Raw genomic sequence first — 19148 nt, 5'->3', positions numbered from 1 at the left:
ACCCGGGCGGGGGGGGGGGGTGGGGGGGGGGGGGCCCGGGCCCCCGGGGGGGGGGGCGGGGGGGGGGGCCCCCCGGGCGGGGGGGGGGGGGGGGGGCGCGCCCCCCCCCCCCCCCCACCCCCGCTTCGGTGCGTCGCCTGCCACACCTGCGCAGAACAGGGCGGTGGCGGTCAGCCGCGCCGGAGCCGGAAGGCCCAGGAACAGCACCGGCGGGGCCGCAGGGAACGCGGCGGGGACTGCGGCCATGACCGGACGGTCGGGCACGGCCCCGGCCGTGGCACATTTCCTGCTTCCTGCCGCGGAAGGCCGGCCGTACCGGTGCTCTGCGCGCGGCGCCGGACGGTCCTCGGACCGCATGCAGTTCACGACGGAGGTTCGGCAAACCCGTCGCCCCCGGCATTCACTCCCCTCGCCCACTGCCGTGACCCGGTTGGAGGACGTGGCCGGGCCTGCCGGTACGGATCGGTGAACACTCAGGTGCCGTAGGTCTCACGGAAGGCGAGGACGACATGGCAGCATTCCCGGTCCCCGGCTCACGGCGCCGCATACGTCGCACACACGTCATCGCGGCCTGGTGCGCCATGACCCTGTGCACGGCGGCGGCAGCCCCTGCCACCGCGGACGGCGACACGACCGCAACCACGGCCACGGCCAGACCCACCATCGTGCTGGTGCACGGAGCGTTCGCCGATGCCTCCAGCTGGAACGGGGTCGTCGAGCGGCTCCAGCGCCGTGGCTACACCGTCATCGCCCCCGCCAACCCGCTACGCGGGCTGTACAGCGACTCCACCTACATCGCGTCGGTGCTGGACAGCATCAAGGGTCCGATCGTGCTGGTGGGTCACTCGTACGGCGGCGCCGTCATCAGTTCGGCCGCCGCGGGCAACCCCCGGGTGAAGTCCCTGGTGTACGTATCGGCGCTGATGCCCGACGTGGGCGAGAGCGGCATGTCCCTGGCCACCAGGTTCCCCAGCGAACTCGGCACCGCCACGAAGTCCGTTCCCTACCGGACCGGCGACGGCGGCGGGACCGATCTCTACCTCAAGCCCGACAGGCTCCGGCAGGTCTTCGCCGCCGACCTGCCGGAGAGCACCACGAAGCTCCTGGCGGTGACCCAACGGCCCGCGGCGACGACCGCGTTCTCGGAGAAGGCCAGGACGGCCGCCTGGAAGCACATCCCGTCGTGGTTCCTCGTCGCGAAGCAGGACAGGACCATCAACCCCGACCAGGAACGCTTCGAGGCGAAGCGCGCGGGTTCCCACACGGTGGAGATCGACTCCTCCCATGTGGCGCTGATCGCCCACCCCGAAGCGGTCACCGGCCTCGTCCTCCAAGCCGCCACAGCGGCCGATGCCGGCCGGCCCGTGCCGGCCGCCACGGGGTCTGCCCCTGACGCCCCGGCCGAGACCGCGCTCACCGGCATCGCCTCCGCCTCGTTGTTCGCAGGCGCGGGAGCCGTCCTCCTGGGCCGCCGGCTGAGGCGCCCCGGACCATGACGGGCGGGGCTGTCCATCCGCCCCGGACCATGACGGGCCGGATGGACTGACCCGCGGCCACCCCCGGCACGGTTCAGGACCTGCTCGGCCGAGAGCCCATCGGTCTCGATCCGCGGGCCACCGCACACCGTCAGGATCTGCTCGACCAGCTGTCCTGACGGTTGCGGCAGAACGCGTGCCGGACGAGGGCCCACGGCCCGGCGTCCAGCGGCGCGTCGGAGCCGCGGGCGGACTTCGCGCCGCGGCGCGTGCATACATCTGCTGAATTCCCGGACGGGCTGCGGCTCTTCGCCCGGCACCGGTCCGCTGCTCCCGAACTCCGCCCGGCACAACCGGATGCGGTCCGGCACCTGGGTGCTGCGCCGGTGCGGCCGGGTCGGTTCCGGTAACGGGCGCGGCCCGCAGCAGCGGCGAGCGTCAGCGGGACGGTGAGGACGGCGGCCGTCAGGAACATCCCCTGATACGCATGGTGTTCGGCGGGCCCGGCGGCGAAGGCGCTGGCCAGGGCGCTGCCGGCGTAGAGGGCCAGGCCGACCATGGCAACGCCGGTGGCGCGGGCGGGGCGGGGCGGGCGCAGGCAGCGGTGGCGGCCCGACCGCACCGACAGCAGGCGGACGCGTTCGACGGGACGGGCACCGGTGAGGCTCGGGAGCCGACGCGTCGGGCTGCCGGTGGACGGGTGGGTGCGGATTCATCAGGGTGTCCCCGGCGTCCGTGTACCGGCCGGTGATCAGGTGGCTGCCGCCCCGGCCGCGCCATGGGAACGCGGCGGTCCCTGTCAGGCGTCCCCGTACGCCTCGCCGCCCAGTTCCAGCCGGGCCTCACCCGCCGTCGCATCGGCCAGCCAGCCGCGGAACACCTCGACGTCGGCGTCCGGCAGCCCGATCTCGATGACGACGGACTCCGCGTACCGGACCTCCCGCACGGTCCGTCCGGTGGCCCGGAGGTCGTTCTCCAGCTTGCCGGCGCGCTGATGGCCGACCGTGATCGTGGCGAGGCGGAACCGCTGCCGCGTGAGGGTGCCGATCTCGTCGAGGGCCTCGCCGACCACTCCCCCGTACGCCCGGATCAGTCCACCCGCGCCGAGCTTCACGCCGCCGTAGTAGCGGGTGACGACGGCGACGACGTACCGCATCTCGCGGCGCGTCAGCATCTGCAGCATGGGCACGCCGGCGGTGCCACCGGGTTCTCCGTCATCGCTCGCCTTCTGTACGGAGGCGTCGGCGCCGATCACGTAGGCGAAGCAGTTGTGGGTGGCGGTCGGGTGTTCCCTGCGGACGCGTGCGACGAAGTCCTGTGCCTCCTGCTCGGTGGCGGCGGGGGCGAGCGCGCAGATGAAACGCGACCGGTTGATCTCGGTCTCGTGCACGCCCGCTCGGGCGACTGTCCGGTACTGCTCCTGCATCCCGCCAGCCTACGCCCCGGCCGGGAATGCTCCGGGGCCGCCGTCCGTTCTCCGGATCATGTACGCAGACGCAGAGACGATCCGCAGGATCCTCCGGGAATCGGGCGAGACCTGGGCCGTGGTGGGGCTGTCCGACAATCGCTCGCGCGCGGCCTACGGTGTCGCCGAGGTGCTTCAGCGCATCGGCAAGCGCGTGGTGCCGGTGCACCCGAAGGCGGAGCGGGTCCACGGCGAGGACGGCTATGCGTCGCTGGCCGACATACCGTTCCCGGTCGATGTGGTGGACGTCTTCGTCAACAGCGGACTGGCGGGCGGCGTCGCCGACGAGGCGGTGGCGGTGGGCGCGAAGGCGGTCTGGTTCCAGCTCGGCGTGATCGACCCCGAGGCGTACGACCGCACGCGGGCGGCCGGGCTCGACATGGTCATGGACCGCTGCCCCGCGATAGAGCTTGGTTCCCTCGGTTAGCACTGGTGGCAGCGCACGTCAGAGCCCCTGCATCTCCTTCGGCCAACCGCGGAGATACGGGGGCTCACGGACGGACAGGGGCCGGCTGTCGACCCCGCCCGGGAGGACTGGCCCCTACCGCCCACCGCGTGCCAAGGAGTGACGCCCTCACCACGCGGGCCTGTGTGAGAGGGACTGAGCTGCGGGGCGGATGCGGCTCAGTCCCCCCTCTGTCCGCGCGTCGACGCACGAACGGCGGTGAGTCCGAACGGGGCTCTGTGCCCGGCCTACGGGCGTGCTGCCCACTCCGACAGCGGCGGACGCGTTCCCGCCGTCCGCACGTACCGGATGACCGCGTTCAGCCGCTCCCACCCAGCGTCGTCGGACTCGACGGAGCGCCCACCCTGCTCATACTCGTCCAGCCGGGCGTACGAGGTAGCGGCACTCATCGTCAGGCCACCCCACACGCGCAGGCCCGACGCGTCGGAAGTGAGCCCGTCCCGCTCCAGGCCATCGGCCGCGTACAGGGCAATGCTCTTGGCGTCGTCCAGCCGGTTGGACCTCTGGTAAGCCCACGCCAGGGAGTTGCAGATCATCGGGACAAGGAGAGGATCCTCGGAGGCTTCCGCGGCAACTATGGCACGCTCCAGGGCGGCAAGGGCAAGATCGAGCTTGCCCAGACGGATGCTCAGGTGCCCGGCCAGCTGGAACGCCTTGCCGAGTGCCGCTTGCCCCCCATCAGACCCCTGCGACGCCGTGAGGCGGGCGTCGGCAAGGATTCCAGGCAGCAGGTTCAGAAGCTGTGGGAACTCTGCCGAGTGGTACATGGACCACGCGTCAGCGATCTCGGCCCGCAGCAGTGAAGACGTGAGGACCTCCGCCCCGTCAGACTCCTGCGGAGGGGCGAACATGAGCGGGTGAACGGCTCGACGAAAGGCCACCAACTGTGGCGGGTCGGACTCTCCCGTTGACGGGACGCCGGGAGGGTCACCCAGCAGCGTCGTCAGCTCAATACCGAGCCCGCCGGCCAGCGCATGCAGTGTCGGCAGGCGTGCGGACCCCTTGCGCTTCTGCTCCAGCTTACGGATGACGTCAACGGACACGCCCGACTTCTCCGCCAACTCTTCCTGTGTCAGGTCCGACAGCCGGCGGAGTCGGGACAGCTTGTCTCCGAGATGCTCGCTCACAGCTCAGACGGTACGCCGACGGGGAGCCTCCATGCCAGGAACGCAAAAGAGCCCCCGCGCAGGGAGCTGTGCGTCGTCCACTGTGTGCCCTTGCCCGTCGCACAATGTGCACTCGATTACGAACGGTTCCCCCCAGACACAGCGGGCCGTTGCACTCGTGCGCGTAGGGGTTGCTCGTCCACCCCATGCCGTGGCACTCCCAGCACACGATGCGGTCGGCGGGGATCTTGATGTCTGCCGCCATCGAGATTCCGGCGCTGAGCCGATAGCCGCAGCACTCCCGTCCCCCGACCGGATGTGCGTGGTGTCACATTCGTTGTCCGGCTGGGAGAATGGCCCGCTGTGAGTACTACGACCGCGCCGATCGTCCGTCACGGCCGGGCCGGGCTGGCCGGTCAGCTGTCCGAGCTCGGGGTGGAGCGCAGCGGCGTGCTCCTGGTGCATGCGTCGATGCGTGCGGTGGGCGCGGTGAGCGGCGGGGTCGGGGCGGTGGTCGCCGCGCTGCGGGACGCCCTCGGCCGCCGCGGCACCCTCGTCGTCCCGGCGTTCACCCCGGAGAACTCCGACACCTCTCCGCACTATCTCGACCGGGTGCGCGGTCTCACCGACCGGGCCCGGGAGGCGGTCCGTGCGAGCATGCCGCCCTTCGACGCGGCGACCTCGCCCGCGCCGTCGATGGGCCGCCTCGCGGAGGCGGTGCGGCTGACCGAGGGAGCGGTGCGCAGCGGACATCCCCAGACATCGTTCGCCGCGCTCGGCCCGTTGGCGCGTGAACTGATGGCGCACCACCGCCCCGACTGCCATCTCGGGGAGGACTCCCCGCTGGCCCGCCTCTATGATCTGCGGGCCCAAGTGCTGCTGCTGGGCACCGGGTTCGGCACCTGCACCGCGTTCCATCTGGGTGAGTACCGGGTGCCCGCCCCGCCCCGCCGCAGTTATCGCTGCGTGGTGGCGGCCGGGGGCCGGCGCCAGTGGTGGGAGTACGAGGATGTCGCGCTGGACGACGGCGACTTCGCGGATCTGGGAGCGGAGTTCGCCCGCTCGGACGACGGCGCGGCCGTGCGCACCGGTCCGGTGGGCGCGTCGACGAGTCGGCTCTTCCGCCTCACCGACGCCGTCGACTTCGCGTCCCGCCGGCTGCCGTCGCACCGGGGCGGTGCGCCGGTGCGGCCTCTTTGCCGCGCGCACGGCTGAGCCTGCGGCCTCAGCCCCTGACGCCCAGGCCGTCGACGATCACCGCACCCGGCAGCGCGGCCAGTGCCTTGCCCGGGACGATCAGCTTGCCCCGTCGGCTGCCGCTGCCGATCAGTACCCACTCCTCGTCGGCGACGGCGGGGTCGATCAGCAGTGGCCATCCGGCCGGAAGTCCGATCGGTGTGATGCCGCCGTATTCCATGCCGGTCTCGCCGACCGCCGTGTCCATGGGGGCGAAGGACGCCTTGCGGGCGCCGAGGTGTTTGCGGACCGCGCCGTTCACATCGACGCGGGAGTGGGAGAGGACGAGGCAGGCCGCCAGCGTCACTTCGCCGCCGCGCTTGCCCGCCACCACGACGCAGTTGGCCGACCGGTCGAGCAGGTCCGCGCCGTGGTGCTCGACGAACACCGCCGTGTCGGCGATGGCCGGATCCGTGTCGACGTGGATGACCTGCTCGGCGGGGACACCGCCCCAGCCTTCCGTCACGGCCGCGGCGACAGGCGGGGTGAGCAGGTCGAGGCGGTCGGCCGCCGGGCCCGCGTTCTCAAAGGATCCGATGGGTGCGCGCATGCGCGTCACGCTAACAGCGTCCCGAAGGCGGCCGGCCGGCCGTCTCACCGTACGGGCGGGATGGAAACGGCCATGGTGACCTCGGTGGGCTCGGAGCCGTCGTTGCGATAGGCGTGCGGGTGATGCGCCTCGAAGGTGGCGGATGCGCCGGCGGGTACGGAGTACGAGATTCCGTCGACGACCAGGGTGAGCTCGCCCGCGGTGACGTGGAGCAGTTCGACGGTGCCTTCGGGGTGCGGGTCGGAGGTGCTGCTGTCGCCGGGCATCAGGTGCCACGACCAGAGTTCGAGCGGGCCCCTGCACTCCGTACCGACGAGCAGGGTGGTGGAACTGCCCGCCTCCGTGGACCACATGCGTACTGCCTGGGTCGCGGGCACCAGCCGGACCGGTGAGCCCTGTTCGTAGTCGAGCAGGGTGGTGATGCTGACGCCCAGTGCGTCGGCGAGCTTGACCGTGGTGCCGACGCTCGGGTTGGTGCGGGCCTGCTCGATCTGGATGATCATGCCGCGGCTGACTCCGGCACGGGCGGCGAGTGCGTCCAGGGTGAAGCCGCGTTCCCCCCTCCAGCGCTTGAGGTTGCGCGCCAGCGACTGAGTGAGCTGATCGAGGTCAGACACATTCCGTCCAATATTTTGGATGACAGGGTCAAAAATACTGCACTACGGTGTGGTGCACCCCACCGTTCATCGCACTGTACTGCGAGGCATGCCATGACAGCACTGTTCGCCCTGGCCACCAGCCTGCTCTGGGGGCTGGCCGACTTCGGCGGCGGGCTGCTGACCCGGCGCACGCCCGCGCTCACCGTGGTCGTCGTCTCGCAGACCGCCGCGGCGGTGGTGCTGGGGGCCGTCGTGGTCGCCACCGGCGGCTGGGGCGAGGCGGGCCCGCAGCTGTGGTTCGCCGTCGCGGCGGGCGCCGTCGGACCGGTCGCGATGCTGAGCTTCTACAAGGCCCTGGCACTCGGCCCGATGGGGGTGGTCTCCCCGCTCGGATCGCTGGGTGTCACCGTGCCGGTGGGCGTCGGGATCGCCGTCGGGGAGCGACCGGGGCTGCCGCAGTTCGCCGGGGTCGTCGTGGCCGTGGTGGGCGTCGTGCTGGCCGGTGGTCCTCAGTTGCGCGGGGCGCCGGTGCAGCGCCGGGTGGTGCTGCTGACCCTGGTGGCCGCGTTCGGCTTCGGTTCGGTGATGTCCCTGATCGCGGAGGCGTCGACCACGGTCACCGGACTGTTCCTGGCGCTCTTCGTCCAGCGCCTGACCAACATCGCGGTGGGCGGTACGGCCCTGTACGTATCGGTGCGGCGCGGGGCCCGCGCACTGCCGGAGGAGGGCGGTGGTGCCGCGGTGCTGTCCGCGCTGCCCGCCCTGGCGTTCGTCGGATTCGCGGACGTGGCGGCCAACGGCACGTACTCGATCGCCGCTCAGCACGGCCCGGTCACCGTGGCCGCCGTACTCGCCTCGCTCTATCCGGTGGTCACGGCCCTGGCGGCGCGTGGAGTGCTCAAGGAACGGCTGCGCGGGGTGCAGGCGGCCGGGGCGGGTCTCGCCCTGGTGGGGACGGTGCTGCTGGCGACCGGCTGAGGGCCCGGCCTCAGCCGCCGGACGGGCCCGAGGACTCGTCCGGTTCCGCCAGGGACAGCAGCTGCTCGGGCGTGACGCCCGACGGGATGGGCACCGGAGCGGGGGTACGCAGCGGAGGCTGCCAGCCCTTCTCCGCGTCCCAGCTTCGTACGACACGGGCGGGAGCACCGGCCACCACCGCGTGGTCGGGCACCTCCCCCCGTACGACCGCGCCCGCCGCGACCACCACGTTGCGCCCCAGCGTGGCCCCCGGCAGGATCACCGCCCCGGTGCCGATCCAGCACCCCGGCCCGATGGCGACCGGCTCCATGCGGGGCCACTGCCTGCCGACCGGCTCGTGCGGATCGTCGTAACTGTGGTTCGTGGACGTGATGTACACATACGGTCCGCAGTACGTGTCCGACCCGATGGCCACCTTGGTGTCGGCGACGACATGGCTGCCCCGGCCGAGCACCACTCCGTCCCCCAGGGTCAGGATCGACTCGGGTCCGAGGTCCAGGCCGGGCATGAGTCCGGCCGTCAGCGTGACCTGTTCACCGATCACGCAGTGGGCACCGAGCTCGATCCACTGCTCCCCGAAGACCGTGCCCTGCGGGAAGGCCAGCCGGGTGCCCGCGCCGATCCGGCCGAACCGCAGCCCGCCGGGATGTTCCGCGGTGACCGCACCCGACTCCCGCACCCAGCGCCAGCCCCGGTGGACCGCCCGGGACAGGGCGCGCCGCCGCCAGGCTGCGAGGGAGGAGAACGTGTTCCTGTTCTTGGGCACTCGCACACGGTAGTCGGCGGCGCCCGGCGCGATCACCCCGGCCGCCTGTGATGTTCACCCCACTCGGCGGCAGCCCTCCGCGCGTCGCATACCGTTCCCGTGGGCGATCGCACGGCGGCGGACGAGCCGTGGCGATCGGACGACCACGACCGCACCACACCTGAGCACGGAGGAACGGGCGATGGCAGAACAGGCGTTGATCACGGGAATCGGCGGCAAGGAGCCGGACATCGATGCGGAGGCCTTCACCGCACCGACATCGGTCGTGATCGGCGAGGTCACGATGGGGGCGGGTTCCAGCGCCTGGTACCACGCGGTGCTGCGCGCCGACTGCGGCCCCATCGTCATCGGTGCCGACAGCAACATCCAGGACAACTGCAGCGTGCATGTCGACCCCGGGTTCCCGGTCACGGTCGGCGCGCGCGTCTCGGTCGGGCACAACGCCGTGCTCCACGGCTGCACCGTCGAGGACGACGTCCTGGTCGGCATGGGGGCCACTGTCCTCAACGGCGCCCGCATCGGCGCCGGTTCGCTGATCGCGGCGCAGGCGCTGGTCCCGCAGGGGATGCAGGTACCCCCGGGATCGCTCGTCGCGGGTGTCCCCGCCAAGGTCAAGCGGCAGCTGACCGAGGAGGAGCTCGAAGGCATCAAGTTCAACGCGGTGGGCTACGTGGAGCTGGCCACGGCGCACCGCCAGGTGCACGAGAGCTGAACGGAACGGAGCCGAGGGGCGCGGCGGACGGCCACCCGGGCCCGTACCGCCGCCCTGCCGGCCGGTCGCCCGCGGGTCAGTCCGCGGCCGGTACGGCCCCCGCTTCGGGCGCGGAGACGGCCGACGTCCGTGCCGCCGCCTTCTTGGCCCGGTTCCTCAGGACCAGCATCGAGGTCAGACCGATCAGCACGGCGACCACGAGGCCGAGATAGGAGAACTGCTTGAGCCAGGACTCGGCCACGACGCCCACCGAGTAGATGACGGCCGTGGTGCCGCCGGCCCAGACGATGCCGCCGAGCACATTGGCGATCAGGAACTTCCAGTACGGCATGTGCAGTACGCCGGCCAGCGGGCCCGCGAAGATCCGCAGCAGCGCGACGAAGCGGCCGAAGAACACCGCCCACATCCCCCACTTGTGGAACGACCGCTCCGCCGTGGCGATCTGGCTCTCGCCGAAGTGCCTGGGGAACTTCCCACCGAGCCGGGCGAGAAGCGGCCGTCCGCCCTTGCGCCCGATGGCGTATCCGATCGAGTCGCCGATGACCGCACCGGCCGAGGCGCAGGCACCGAGGACCCAGGGGTTGATTCCGTCGTGCCCGGCGGCCATGAGCGCCGCGCTGATCAGGACGATCTCGCCCGGCAGCGGAATGCCGAGGCTCTCCAGCCCGATGACGACGCCCACCAGGACGTACACGCTGACCGCGGGGACGGTCTCCAGCCACTCCTGGATGTGCAACGCCGGTTCCTCCCGTAGCTGATGTCCCGTTGTCCGCCGGTCAACTCCTCGGCGCACCGCGGGAATGCTACCTGGCCCGCCCTCCGCCCGGACAGTGCGAAGGGCCGCCACGGCCCCCGTGCCGGGGTGCGTGGCGGCCCTTCGGGCAACCGTGCCGGATCAGGCGTGCGGACGCAGCGTCCAGACGACCGTCATCTCGCCGGTCACCGCGCCGTCCGCGCGCCGGATCTCGATGGCCACGGGGAACTCGGGGCGCTTGCCCTCGTCCAGTTCGGCGACGACATCGGCCACCGGGCGGCCGAGGGTCGCCGTCGCCGTGACGACCCCCTTGGCCAGCTTCTTGTAGCCGATCTCCGCCTTCACCGCCAGCGGAACGGCGCGCGACATCTGGTCGCCGAAGGCGGCGATGACGATGGCGCCGCTCGCGGACTCCGCGAGCGTGAACATCGCGCCGGCGTGCGGTCCGCCGATGTGGTTGTGGTAGTCGGCCTGGTCCGGCAGACGGACCACCGCGCGCTCGGCGGTCGTCTCCAGGAACTCGAGGTTGAGGGTCCGGGCCATCGGGACCGTCGCGGCGAGCATCTCGCCGACGGTCATCTGTTCAGCGCTCATGACCAGATGTTACTTGCGAGTAGAACTCTTTGGCCATCCCCGGCTCCCGTGCGCCCGGTTCTCCTGCCGCTTCCTTCACCGTCCGCTCACGGGGGCGGGCGTAGCCGACCGGGCACCGCCCCTCTATCGTTACTCGCCATGTGGCCAGGACAGCAGCCGCCCGGGGGCGAGCAAAACCCGCAGGACCAGAATCAGAACCCGTATCAGCAGCCGGGGTACCAGCAGCCGAATCCCTATCAGCAGCCGGGATATCAGCAGCAGGGACAGTCCGGGCAGCAGCCGGGTTACCCGCAGCAGGACCAGCAGCCCGGCTACCCGCAGCCGAACCCGTACCAGCAGCCGACCGTGTCGCAGTACGCGGTACCCGGTCCGGCCGGGGGTCCGCAGCCCGGCGGCAGCAGGAAGAAGACCACCGCCGTCGCCGTCGTCGCGGCCACCGCTGTCGTCGTGGCCGCCGTGGTGACCGGTGTCGTCGTGATGAACAAGGACGACGACAAGAACAAGGACGTCGCCGACGACAAGAACTCCTCGGCACCCGCCGAGCCGTCCGCATCCGCGTCCTCCTCCGAGGCGAACCCGCGCGGCACCGGCGGGGACGCCAAGCCGCTGATCGCGGGATGGAAGGTCGTCACCAATCCCAAGTGGGGCACGCAGTTCGACGTGCCCGGCGACTGGGAGGTCGGCAGCCCCGGCTCGCCCTCGTACTTCGAGGACAAGAAGAAGGGGGACCACTCGCCCCTCATCGGCTTCTCCGCGCCGTCGTTCTACCAGAAGAAGTGGTGCGTGGCGGACCCCGACAAGGACGGCGTGACGGAGGACATCAGCCTCGCCAGCGCCGGCACCAGGGGAGCCGAGGGCGCCACCGACGCCGCCAAGAACGCCCACAGCGAGGCAGGCACCTGGGCGTGGGCCGCGTATGCGCAGCACATGCCGCAGAGCATCATCAAGTTCACCCCGGCCGAGCAGTACACCACCCAGTCGGGTCTGACCGGCCAGGTCGTCACGGCCACCGCTCCCCATGTGACGAAGCAGAAGAAGTGCGACAGCGACGGCAAGACGATCGCCTTCACCTTCAAGAACAAGAAGGGCGAGTTCGCGTCCTGGGTCCTGTACGGAGCCGACAACGTCAAGGACGAACTCCCCGACACGACGATCCAGAAGATCCTGAGCACCGTGCGGCTGGTGGACGTCGCCCCGTCCGACTGACCCCCTGCGCCGCCTCCGGGAAAGCAGTTGGCAGGGCGGGGCCACGGCGGCGATAGTCCCTTGGTGACTGCCGCTTCCGCTCACCCCCTGCGCCGCCCCGGCCGCAACTATCGTCTGCTGACCGCCGCCGCGATCATCACGGGCCTGGGTACCCATGGCGCGCTGATCGCAGCGGCGTTCGCAGTTCTGGACGCAGGTGGTGACGGCGGCGACGTCGGTCTGGTCGCCGCCGCCAGGGCCGCGCCGCTGGTGCTCTTCCTGCTGATCGGCGGGGCGGTCGCGGACCGGCTGCCGCGGCACCGGGTGATGGTCGCGGCGAACGCCCTCAACTGCGTCTCGCAGGCCGCCTTCGCCTGGCTCGTCCTGGCCGGCGATCCGAAGCTGTGGCAGATGATGCTGCTCACCGCGCTGTGCGGCACCGGACAGGCGTTCTTCAACCCGGCGGCCGAGGGCATGCTGATGTCGAGCGTCAGCCGCGAGCAGGCGAGCCGCGCCTTCGCGCTCTTCCGCATGGCCATGCAGGGCGCGACGATCGGCGGTGCGGCGCTCGGCGGCGCCATGATCGCCGCGATGGACCCGGGCTGGGTGCTGGCCGTCGATGCGGCGTCCTTCGCGTTGGCGGGTGCGCTGCGCGCTTTCCTGGACGTCAGCCACATCCCCTCGCGCGCGCCGGGCGGCGGTCTGTTCGCCGATCTACGCGACGGCTGGCAGGAGTTCGTCGGCCGCCCCTGGCTGTGGAGCATCGTGGCGCAGTTCTCGGTGGTGGTCGCCGCGGTGGGGGCCGCCGAGTCGGTGTACGGGCCGCTGGTCGCCCGGGACGAACTCGGCGGCGCCCGCCCCTGGGGCTTCGCGCTCGCCGCGTTCGGGGCCGGCACGCTGGGCGGGGCGTTCCTGATGACGCGCTGGAAGCCCCGGCGGATGCTGCTGGCCGGAACCCTCTGCGTCTTCCCGCTGGCCCTGCCGTCGGCGGGGCTCGCGGTGCCGTTGCCGGTGGCATGGCTCTGCGGGGTGATGTTCGCCAGCGGCGTCGCCATCGAGGTGTTCGGGGTCTCGTGGATGACGGCCATGCATCAGGAGATCCCGGAGGAGAAGCTGTCGCGCGTCTCGGCGTACGACTGGTTCGGCTCGGTGGCGATGATGCCGGTCGCCACCGCGCTCGCCGGTCCGGTGGAGGCCCTGGTCGGGCGCGGTGCGGCCCTGTGGGGCTGCGCGGCGCTGATCGTACTGGTCACCGGCGCCGTGCTGTTCGTCCCCGAGGTCCGCAATCTGACCCGCGCCACCGCCACCACCGAGGTGGTGGCGGCCGAGGTACCGAAGCCGGCCTCAGCCGATGCCGAAGGCTCCGTCGGGCGGCTCGGGTGAGGCGACCGCCTCGCCGTCCCTGACCGGCCCGGCGGTTCCGGCGAGCCGGTCCAGCGCGGGACCGTGTTCGACCCTGGCGGGGAAGGCGTCGGCCGAGCAGCGACGGGTCAGTGCCGCGGTGTCGACGGCGTTCCGGGAGGCGACGAGGACGACGTTGCCGAAGCGCCGGCCGCGCAGCACCGCCGGTTCGGCGATCAGGGCGATCTCCTCGAAGACAGCGGCGAAGGTGGCCAGTTGGGAACGGAGAAAGCCGAAGGGCGCGCCGTCGGCGAGGTTGGCGGCGTAGATCCCGCCGTCGCGCAGCGCCCGGCGGGCGGCCCGTGCGTACTCGACGGTGGTGAGGTGGGCGGGCACCCGCGAGCCGCCGAAGACATCCGCGATCAGGAGGTCGACGGAGCCGGGCCGGGTCTCTTCCAGCCGGCCTCGGGCGTCCGTGCCGTGCACGGTGATCCCGCTGCCGTCGGGGACCGGCAGATGCTCGGCGACCAGGGCCAGGAGCCCGAGGTCGGCCTCGGCGACGTCCTGGCGGGAGCCGGGCCTGGTCGCGGCGACATAGCGGGGCAGGGTGAGCGCGCCGCCGCCGAGATGGAGCACGTCCAGCGGTGCGCCCGGTGCCGCCGCGCAGTCCACGACGTGGCCGAGCCGTCGCGCGTACTCGAATTCGAGGTGGTCCGGCGCGTCGAGGTCGACGTACGACTGGGGCGCCCCGTCGACGGTGAGCAGCCAGGCCCTGTCCCGGTCCACGTCGGGCAGGAGTCTGGCGGTGCCATGGTCCACGTCCCGGATGACGGGTATCGAGTCGTTCACACCCCCATTGTGGGGTGCCGGATCAGCTGCTCACGACCGCGGCGACGGCCTCGGTGTGCGATGCCGCCTGGGCGAGCCCGGCACGGGCCGCCGCGGCCCGGTGGCCCGGGTCGAGGGGGTTGCGGCCGAACGCCTTCTTCGCCGCCGCGTCCGGGGTGATGACCTCCACGCGCGCGCCCTGCGCGGCCAGCTCGGCCGCCTGTGAACGCGGCGAGGCGATGGCCTTGTTGCCACGGGCCGTCGGAGCGATGACGACGACGCGCCCGTAACCCGCGGCGAGATGGGCGTTGGCCGGGGAGTGCACCCCGCCGTCGATCCAGGACCGTCCCCCGACGGTGGCGACCGGCCAGACGGCCGGTACGGCGCAGCTCGCGGTGACGGCGTCGGCGAGGGGCACCGCGCTGTCCCTGTCGAACGTGCGGAGTTCACCGGTGGTCGCGTCGACCGCGGTGATGCGCAGGGGGCGCTCGGGCCAGTCGGCCGTCGGGAGACGCTCGGCGATCGCCGCACGCCGTTCGTCCGCCGTGATGCCGAGGCGGGCGTCCCGCGCGATGCGGGCCAGCTTCCGGCCGTACGCCTCGGGAGTGCGGGCGGACAGCACGGCTCCCGCGTAGCGCAGTACGGTGAGCACGCCGAGCTTGCCGCCGGTCATGTCCCGCGGATCGGTGAGCTGGAGTCCGTACAGTTCCGGAAGGCCCATCAGTCCTGAGGCCAGCTGCGCGCCGACCACCGCGCCCGCCGAGCTGCCGATGATCAGGTCGGCGCCGGCGAGGTCCACGCCCGCCTGTGCGAGGCCGTGCAGAATTCCCGTTTCCCAGGCGCCGCCCGTGATACCGCCGGCACCGAGCACCAGAGCTGTTTCTGCCATGCCGTCAGTCTTGCGTACGGCACAGGGCCCGCCTCCCGCGGGGTACGGGAGGCGGGCCCTCGGCACGACACGGCTCAGAGCAGTCCGGTGACGGTGCCCGCGCCGACGGTGCGGCCGCCCTCACGGATCGCGAAGCCGAGTCCGGTCTCCAACGGGACGTCGCGGCCCAGCTCGACGGTCAGGTCGACCGTGTCGCCGGGGCGCGCCACCGCCACCGCGCCGAGGTCGACGTCGCCGACGACGTCCGCGGTGCGGATGTAGAACTGCGGCCGGTAGCCGGTGGTGACCGGGGTGGTCCGGCCGCCCTCCCGTGCCGACAGGACGTACACCTGCGCGGTGAAGCGGCGGCTCGGCGTCACACTGCCGGGCGCCGCGACCACATGGCCGCGGCGGACCCGGTCGCGCTCCACCCCGCGCAGCAGCAGCGCCACGTTGTCCCCGGCCTCCGCGGACTCCATCGGCTTCCCGAAGGTCTCCAGGCCGATGACGACCGTCTCGATGTCCGGGCCCAGCACCGACACCCGGTCGCCGCTCCGGACGGTGCCGCGCTCGACGGCTCCGGTGACGACGGTGCCCCGGCCGGTGATGGTCAGGACGTTCTCCACCGACAGCAGGAACGGCGCGTCGGTGTAGCGGACCGGCATGGGTACGTAGGTGTCGACGGCGTCCAGCAGCGCCTCGACGGCCGCGGTCCAGCGCGGGTCGCCCTCCAGGGCCCTGAGGCCCGACACGCGTACGACGGGGACGGAGTCACCGCCGTAGCCGTGCGCGGAGAGCAGCTCGCGGACCTCCAGCTCGACCAGGTCGGTCAGCACCCTGTCCTCGCCGTCGTCGACGGCGTCGGCCTTGTTGAGGGCGACGACGATGTGGTCGACGCCCACTTGGCGGGCGAGCAGGACGTGCTCGGCGGTCTGCGGCATGATGCCGTCGAGCGCGGAGACGACGAGGATCGCCCCGTCGAGCTGGGCGGCGCCGGTGACCATGTTCTTGATGTAGTCGGCGTGGCCCGGCATGTCGACATGGGCGTAGTGACGGGTGTCGGTCTCGTACTCGACGTGCGCGATGTTGATGGTGATGCCGCGCTGTGTCTCCTCCGGCGCCCGGTCGATCCGGTCGAACGGGACGAACGTGCCGGTTCCGCGGTCGCTGAGGACCTTGGTGATGGCGGCGGTCAGGGTGGTCTTGCCGTGGTCGACGTGGCCCATGGTGCCGATGTTGAGGTGCGGCTTGGTGCGCACGTATGCCGTCTTGGGCATGGCTCATTCCTTGGAATTCGAAGCTGAGAGAGAAGACCCCAGGGCCCCGCCGACCCTCCCCTTGCGGGGTCCGCCGGACTGTCGGGGGAGGGTCAGCTTCGGGCGCCGCCGATGGGCGCCGAGGCAGCGGTGAACGCTGCGGCGGCAACTGCCGCTGCGGTGGCGGGGTTCACGGCAGCCTTCGGCGCGTCCGCGACTGCGGACCTCGCTGCGAGAAAGGCGTACCGGAACATGGGTCCGATCATGGCCGAGGAACGGGGTGGCGTCGAATGGTTTTCCGGCGGGCATCGCAGGCAGGAAAAGCGAGTTCGGCGTCCGCCCGCCGGCGGCGGCGCTTCGTCCGGCGCGGGGCCGGGAACGGGCGCGCCGGCGGTACGGGGCGCCCGTGCCGTACCGCCGGCGTTGCGGCGATCACCCACGGGCGTCGGTTACTCTCCCCGCATGCTCGACCCCGTCCCCGGCGCCCGGCCCGCCACCGGCCTCGCCGCGCGCTGCACGAGGGCGCTGCTCTCGCCCTGGTCCCGGTTCTCGCTGCTCGTGGTGGTGCTGCTGGCCGCCGCGGCGGCGATGCTGCTCCTGGAACCCCAGCGGCTGCTCGCCGCCGACTGGCCCGCCCGGCTGAGCGGGGGCGCCGCGGTCGTGCTGTTCGGTGTCGCGTACGGCGTGTGCACTGTGGCCTTCGTGCCGCGGCCACTGCTCAATGTCGCCGCGGGAGCGCTGTTCGGTTCCCAGGCGGGGCTGGCCGCGGCGCTGGCGGGCACGGTCCTCGGCGCGGGCATCTCGTTCGGGCTGGGCCGGGTGCTCGGGCAGGACGCGCTCCGTACGCTGCTGCGCGGTCGCTGGCTCAGGGCGGCGGACGGTCAGCTGAGCCGCCACGGGTTCCGCTCGATGCTGGCGCTGCGGCTCTTTCCCGGTGTGCCGTTCGCCGCGGCCAACTATTGCGCGGCGGTCTCGCGCATGGGGTATCCGCCGTTCCTGGCCGCCACCGGGCTCGGCTCGATCCCGAACACCGCCGCGTACGTCGTCGCGGGCAGCGAGGCCTCGTCACCGACGTCGCCCGCGTTCCTGGCCGCAATGGGCTTCATCGTGCTGACCGGGGTCGGGGCGGCCGTCGTCGCCTGGCGCAAGCGCCACCGCCTGTCCGCCGAGTGATCCGGTACGCGGCGGAGCGGACGGCCGGGGCAGCGGGCGGGCGCAGGGGTACGCGCAAAGCTGTTCATCTGAGGGCGATACCCTGCCCGCGACCGACCGAAGATCTCCGGGCACGGCACGACCCTGCCCTCATTCGACCGCAAATCCGCACATTGTCGACGGCATTCACGACCGTCGGCCGATGCACGATCACCTCCGGGATGGCCAAAGCCCCATGAGCTGGTTCGAATCGTTCGTCCTGGGCCTCGTTCAGGGACTGACCGAGTTCCTGCCGATCTCCTCCAGCGCGCATCTGCGGCTCACCGCAGCGTTCGCCGGCTGGCACGACCCGGGTGCGGCGTTCACCGCCATCACCCAGATCGGCACGGAAGCGGCCGTCCTCATCTACTTCCGCAAGGACATCGTCCGGATCGTCTCGGCCTGGTTCCGTTCGCTGGTCGACCGGTCGATGCGCAGCGACCACGACGCCCAGATGGGCTGGCTGGTCATCGTCGGCTCCATCCCCATCGGCGTGCTCGGGGTGACGTTCAAGGACCAGATCGAGGGGCCCTTCCGCGATCTGCGGCTGATCGCCACCACGCTGATCGTCATGGGTGTCGTCCTCGGTGTCGCCGACCGCCTCGCGGCCCGCGACGAGGCGGGGGGCAGGCACCGGGCCAGCAAGGAGCGCAAGACGCTCAAGGAACTCGGTGTCAGGGACGGCCTCATCTTCGGCTTCTGCCAGGCCATGGCCCTGATCCCGGGAGTCTCCCGTTCCGGCGCCACCATCAGCGGCGGTCTGCTGATGGGCTACACCCGCGAGGCGGCGGCCCGCTACTCCTTCCTGCTGGCGATCCCGGCGGTGCTGGCCTCGGGCGTCTTCGAGCTGAAGGACGCCGGCGAGGGACATGTGTCGTGGGGGCCGACGATCTTCGCGACGTTCATCGCCTTCGGCGTGGGATACGCCGTCATCGCCTGGTTCATGAAGTTCATCACGACCAAGAGCTTCATGCCGTTCGTCATCTACCGCGTGCTTCTCGGGCTGGCCCTGTTCGCACTGGTCGCGGCGGGTGTGCTGAGCCCGCACGCGGGCGAGTCCGCCGGCTGACCAAGTTGCCACACCTGGCACTGTCCAGCGCATTCTGACGCTTTCGCACATCTACGCGTCATGATCATCTCCCACTCGTCTCCCACTCGGGGGACTGGGAGACGGAGCAGCCAGACGGTGTGCGAGCGCAAAGTTGGGGACCTGAAGAAGGGCCCGCACAGCCTTGGCCGTGCGGGTCCTTCTGTACGGCGGCCGGGTCCGAGTCAGTCCAGGCCGAGGCGGTCCAGCAGGCCCCGGACGCGGTCGGCGAGCGCCTTCTCCGGGTCCGAGCTGATCGTGGCCAGGGCCACGGCAGCGGTCACGATGACGTCGCTCAACTCCTTCTCGACGTCCTGCCACGAGTGGCTGTCGCCCTTGCGCGGGTTGGCGCCGAGGGCGCCGGTGACGGCCTCGGCGACCTCTCCGGCCTCCTCCGAGATCTTGAGGACTCGCAGCAGCCTCACGTCACCGACCGCAGCCTGGTTCTCGGCGTCGAGCCAGCCACGCAGCTTCTGCACGCCGTCCCACATCATCCCGTCCATGCTTCTCCTCGTCGTTCTACAGGGGGTCGTGATCGGGTCGAGCTCCTACCGCCACATGGCCAGGCAGAGCGCGACCACACGAGCGGTCAGGACCGCGACCTGCGCCGCTGCCGCCCGGGCGAGCATCGGGTGCGAGCGCCGGACGCGCCGCCACGCGGCGCATCCAGTGTCGCCGTCGGCCTGGACAC

At 71.8% G+C, this 19148-nt stretch carries 19 protein-coding genes and 1 pseudogene; 9 read left to right on the top strand and 11 right to left on the bottom strand.

What is annotated here, in order from left to right; all coding sequences use genetic code 11:
* Positions 1-509: 509 nt before the first annotated feature.
* Positions 510-1496: an alpha/beta fold hydrolase gene (locus tag ACIOMQ_RS35330; RefSeq protein ID WP_402191858.1), complete on the top strand. Its 987-nt coding sequence runs from the start codon at positions 510-512 to the stop codon at positions 1494-1496.
* 778 nt (positions 1497-2274) lie between these two features.
* On the opposite strand, the gene ACIOMQ_RS35325 is transcribed toward ACIOMQ_RS35330, so the two are convergent.
* Positions 2275-2901 carry a YigZ family protein gene (locus ACIOMQ_RS35325; protein WP_362207562.1) on the bottom strand — a complete coding sequence of 209 codons (627 nt, stop codon included), beginning with the start codon at positions 2899-2901 and terminating at the stop codon, positions 2275-2277.
* A gap of 58 nt (positions 2902-2959) precedes the next feature.
* Here ACIOMQ_RS35325 and ACIOMQ_RS35320 point away from each other — a divergent pair, with 58 nt between their 5' ends.
* Complete coding sequence (locus ACIOMQ_RS35320) at positions 2960-3367, top strand: CoA-binding protein (protein WP_362207565.1); 408 nt, start codon at positions 2960-2962, stop codon at positions 3365-3367.
* A gap of 338 nt (positions 3368-3705) precedes the next feature.
* On the opposite strand, the pseudogene ACIOMQ_RS35315 reads toward ACIOMQ_RS35320, so the two are convergent.
* Positions 3706-4533 (bottom strand): annotated as a pseudogene (locus ACIOMQ_RS35315) (helix-turn-helix domain-containing protein); the annotation flags it as partial.
* Positions 4534-4875: 342 nt separating this feature from the next.
* Between ACIOMQ_RS35315 and ACIOMQ_RS35310 the strand changes: the two are divergent.
* Positions 4876-5727, top strand: coding sequence for an AAC(3) family N-acetyltransferase (locus ACIOMQ_RS35310; protein WP_362207568.1), 852 nt, complete (start codon positions 4876-4878; stop codon positions 5725-5727).
* Positions 5728-5737: 10 nt separating this feature from the next.
* Here ACIOMQ_RS35310 and ACIOMQ_RS35305 read toward each other — a convergent pair whose 3' ends face one another.
* Positions 5738-6298, bottom strand: a complete 561-nt coding sequence (locus ACIOMQ_RS35305; protein ID WP_362207571.1) for a YbaK/EbsC family protein — start codon at positions 6296-6298, stop codon at positions 5738-5740.
* Positions 6299-6342: 44 nt separating this feature from the next.
* Positions 6343-6915 carry an XRE family transcriptional regulator gene (locus ACIOMQ_RS35300; RefSeq protein ID WP_362207574.1) on the bottom strand — a complete coding sequence of 191 codons (573 nt, stop codon included), beginning with the start codon at positions 6913-6915 and terminating at the stop codon, positions 6343-6345.
* A gap of 93 nt (positions 6916-7008) precedes the next feature.
* Between ACIOMQ_RS35300 and ACIOMQ_RS35295 the strand changes: the two genes are divergently transcribed.
* The gene (locus ACIOMQ_RS35295) at positions 7009-7875 is read left to right on the top strand and encodes an EamA family transporter (RefSeq protein ID WP_402191856.1); all 867 of its coding nucleotides are present in this window, start codon (positions 7009-7011) and stop codon (positions 7873-7875) included.
* 10 nt (positions 7876-7885) lie between these two features.
* Here the strand turns inward: ACIOMQ_RS35295 and ACIOMQ_RS35290 are convergent, their stop codons facing one another.
* On the bottom strand, positions 7886-8641 hold the full coding sequence (locus ACIOMQ_RS35290) for an acyltransferase (RefSeq protein ID WP_362207579.1): 756 nt from the start codon (positions 8639-8641) through the stop codon (positions 7886-7888).
* A gap of 181 nt (positions 8642-8822) precedes the next feature.
* Between ACIOMQ_RS35290 and ACIOMQ_RS35285 the strand changes: the two genes are divergently transcribed.
* On the top strand, positions 8823-9353 hold the full coding sequence (locus ACIOMQ_RS35285) for a gamma carbonic anhydrase family protein (RefSeq protein ID WP_362207582.1): 531 nt from the start codon (positions 8823-8825) through the stop codon (positions 9351-9353).
* Between the two features lie 76 nt (positions 9354-9429).
* Here the strand turns inward: ACIOMQ_RS35285 and ACIOMQ_RS35280 are convergent, their stop codons facing one another.
* Positions 9430-10089 (bottom strand): DedA family protein, encoded by a 660-nt coding sequence (locus tag ACIOMQ_RS35280; protein WP_401266700.1) that lies wholly within the window; start codon positions 10087-10089, stop codon positions 9430-9432.
* Between the two features lie 159 nt (positions 10090-10248).
* Positions 10249-10686, bottom strand: coding sequence for a DUF4442 domain-containing protein (locus ACIOMQ_RS35275; RefSeq protein ID WP_362207792.1), 438 nt, complete (start codon positions 10684-10686; stop codon positions 10249-10251).
* A 153-nt stretch (positions 10687-10839) separates the two neighbouring features.
* Here ACIOMQ_RS35275 and ACIOMQ_RS35270 point away from each other — a divergent pair, with 153 nt between their 5' ends.
* Together ACIOMQ_RS35270 and ACIOMQ_RS35265 are read left to right on the top strand one after the other, a co-directional pair.
* Complete coding sequence (locus ACIOMQ_RS35270) at positions 10840-11907, top strand: hypothetical protein (RefSeq protein ID WP_362207588.1); 1068 nt, start codon at positions 10840-10842, stop codon at positions 11905-11907.
* A 63-nt stretch (positions 11908-11970) separates the two neighbouring features.
* The gene (locus ACIOMQ_RS35265; RefSeq protein ID WP_401758973.1) at positions 11971-13269 is read left to right on the top strand and encodes an MFS transporter; all 1299 of its coding nucleotides are present in this window, start codon (positions 11971-11973) and stop codon (positions 13267-13269) included.
* Here ACIOMQ_RS35265 and ACIOMQ_RS35260 read toward each other — a convergent pair.
* The 3 genes from ACIOMQ_RS35260 to tuf all read right to left on the bottom strand — a co-directional run bounded on the left by ACIOMQ_RS35260 (position 13231) and on the right by tuf (position 16200).
* Positions 13231-14076 carry a spermidine synthase gene (locus ACIOMQ_RS35260; protein WP_401266692.1) on the bottom strand — a complete coding sequence of 282 codons (846 nt, stop codon included), beginning with the start codon at positions 14074-14076 and terminating at the stop codon, positions 13231-13233. The two genes, ACIOMQ_RS35265 and ACIOMQ_RS35260, sit on opposite strands and share 39 nt — an antisense overlap.
* A 22-nt stretch (positions 14077-14098) precedes the next feature.
* Complete coding sequence (locus ACIOMQ_RS35255; protein ID WP_401944753.1) at positions 14099-14944, bottom strand: patatin-like phospholipase family protein; 846 nt, start codon at positions 14942-14944, stop codon at positions 14099-14101.
* Between the two features lie 74 nt (positions 14945-15018).
* Positions 15019-16200, bottom strand: a complete 1182-nt coding sequence (gene tuf / locus ACIOMQ_RS35250) for an elongation factor Tu (protein ID WP_401266689.1) — start codon at positions 16198-16200, stop codon at positions 15019-15021.
* Positions 16201-16641: 441 nt separating this feature from the next.
* On the opposite strand from tuf, the gene ACIOMQ_RS35245 reads away from it, so the two are divergent.
* Both ACIOMQ_RS35245 and ACIOMQ_RS35240 read left to right on the top strand, forming a co-directional pair.
* Complete coding sequence (locus ACIOMQ_RS35245) at positions 16642-17352, top strand: TVP38/TMEM64 family protein (RefSeq protein WP_362207600.1); 711 nt, start codon at positions 16642-16644, stop codon at positions 17350-17352.
* A gap of 214 nt (positions 17353-17566) precedes the next feature.
* Positions 17567-18439, top strand: a complete 873-nt coding sequence (locus tag ACIOMQ_RS35240; protein WP_362207602.1) for an undecaprenyl-diphosphate phosphatase — start codon at positions 17567-17569, stop codon at positions 18437-18439.
* A 203-nt stretch (positions 18440-18642) separates the two neighbouring features.
* On the opposite strand, the gene ACIOMQ_RS35235 is transcribed toward ACIOMQ_RS35240, so the two are convergent.
* Positions 18643-18960, bottom strand: a complete 318-nt coding sequence (locus ACIOMQ_RS35235) for a MazG-like family protein (protein ID WP_362207605.1) — start codon at positions 18958-18960, stop codon at positions 18643-18645.
* Between the last annotated feature and the right edge of the window lie 188 nt (positions 18961-19148).

Origin of the sequence: Streptomyces sp. NPDC087845 (genome assembly GCF_044742755.1) — a bacterium.
Lineage (GTDB): Bacteria > Actinomycetota > Actinomycetes > Streptomycetales > Streptomycetaceae > Streptomyces.
The sequence above is the reverse complement of the archived record's forward strand: the minus strand, read 5'-3'. Positions and strand labels throughout refer to the sequence as shown.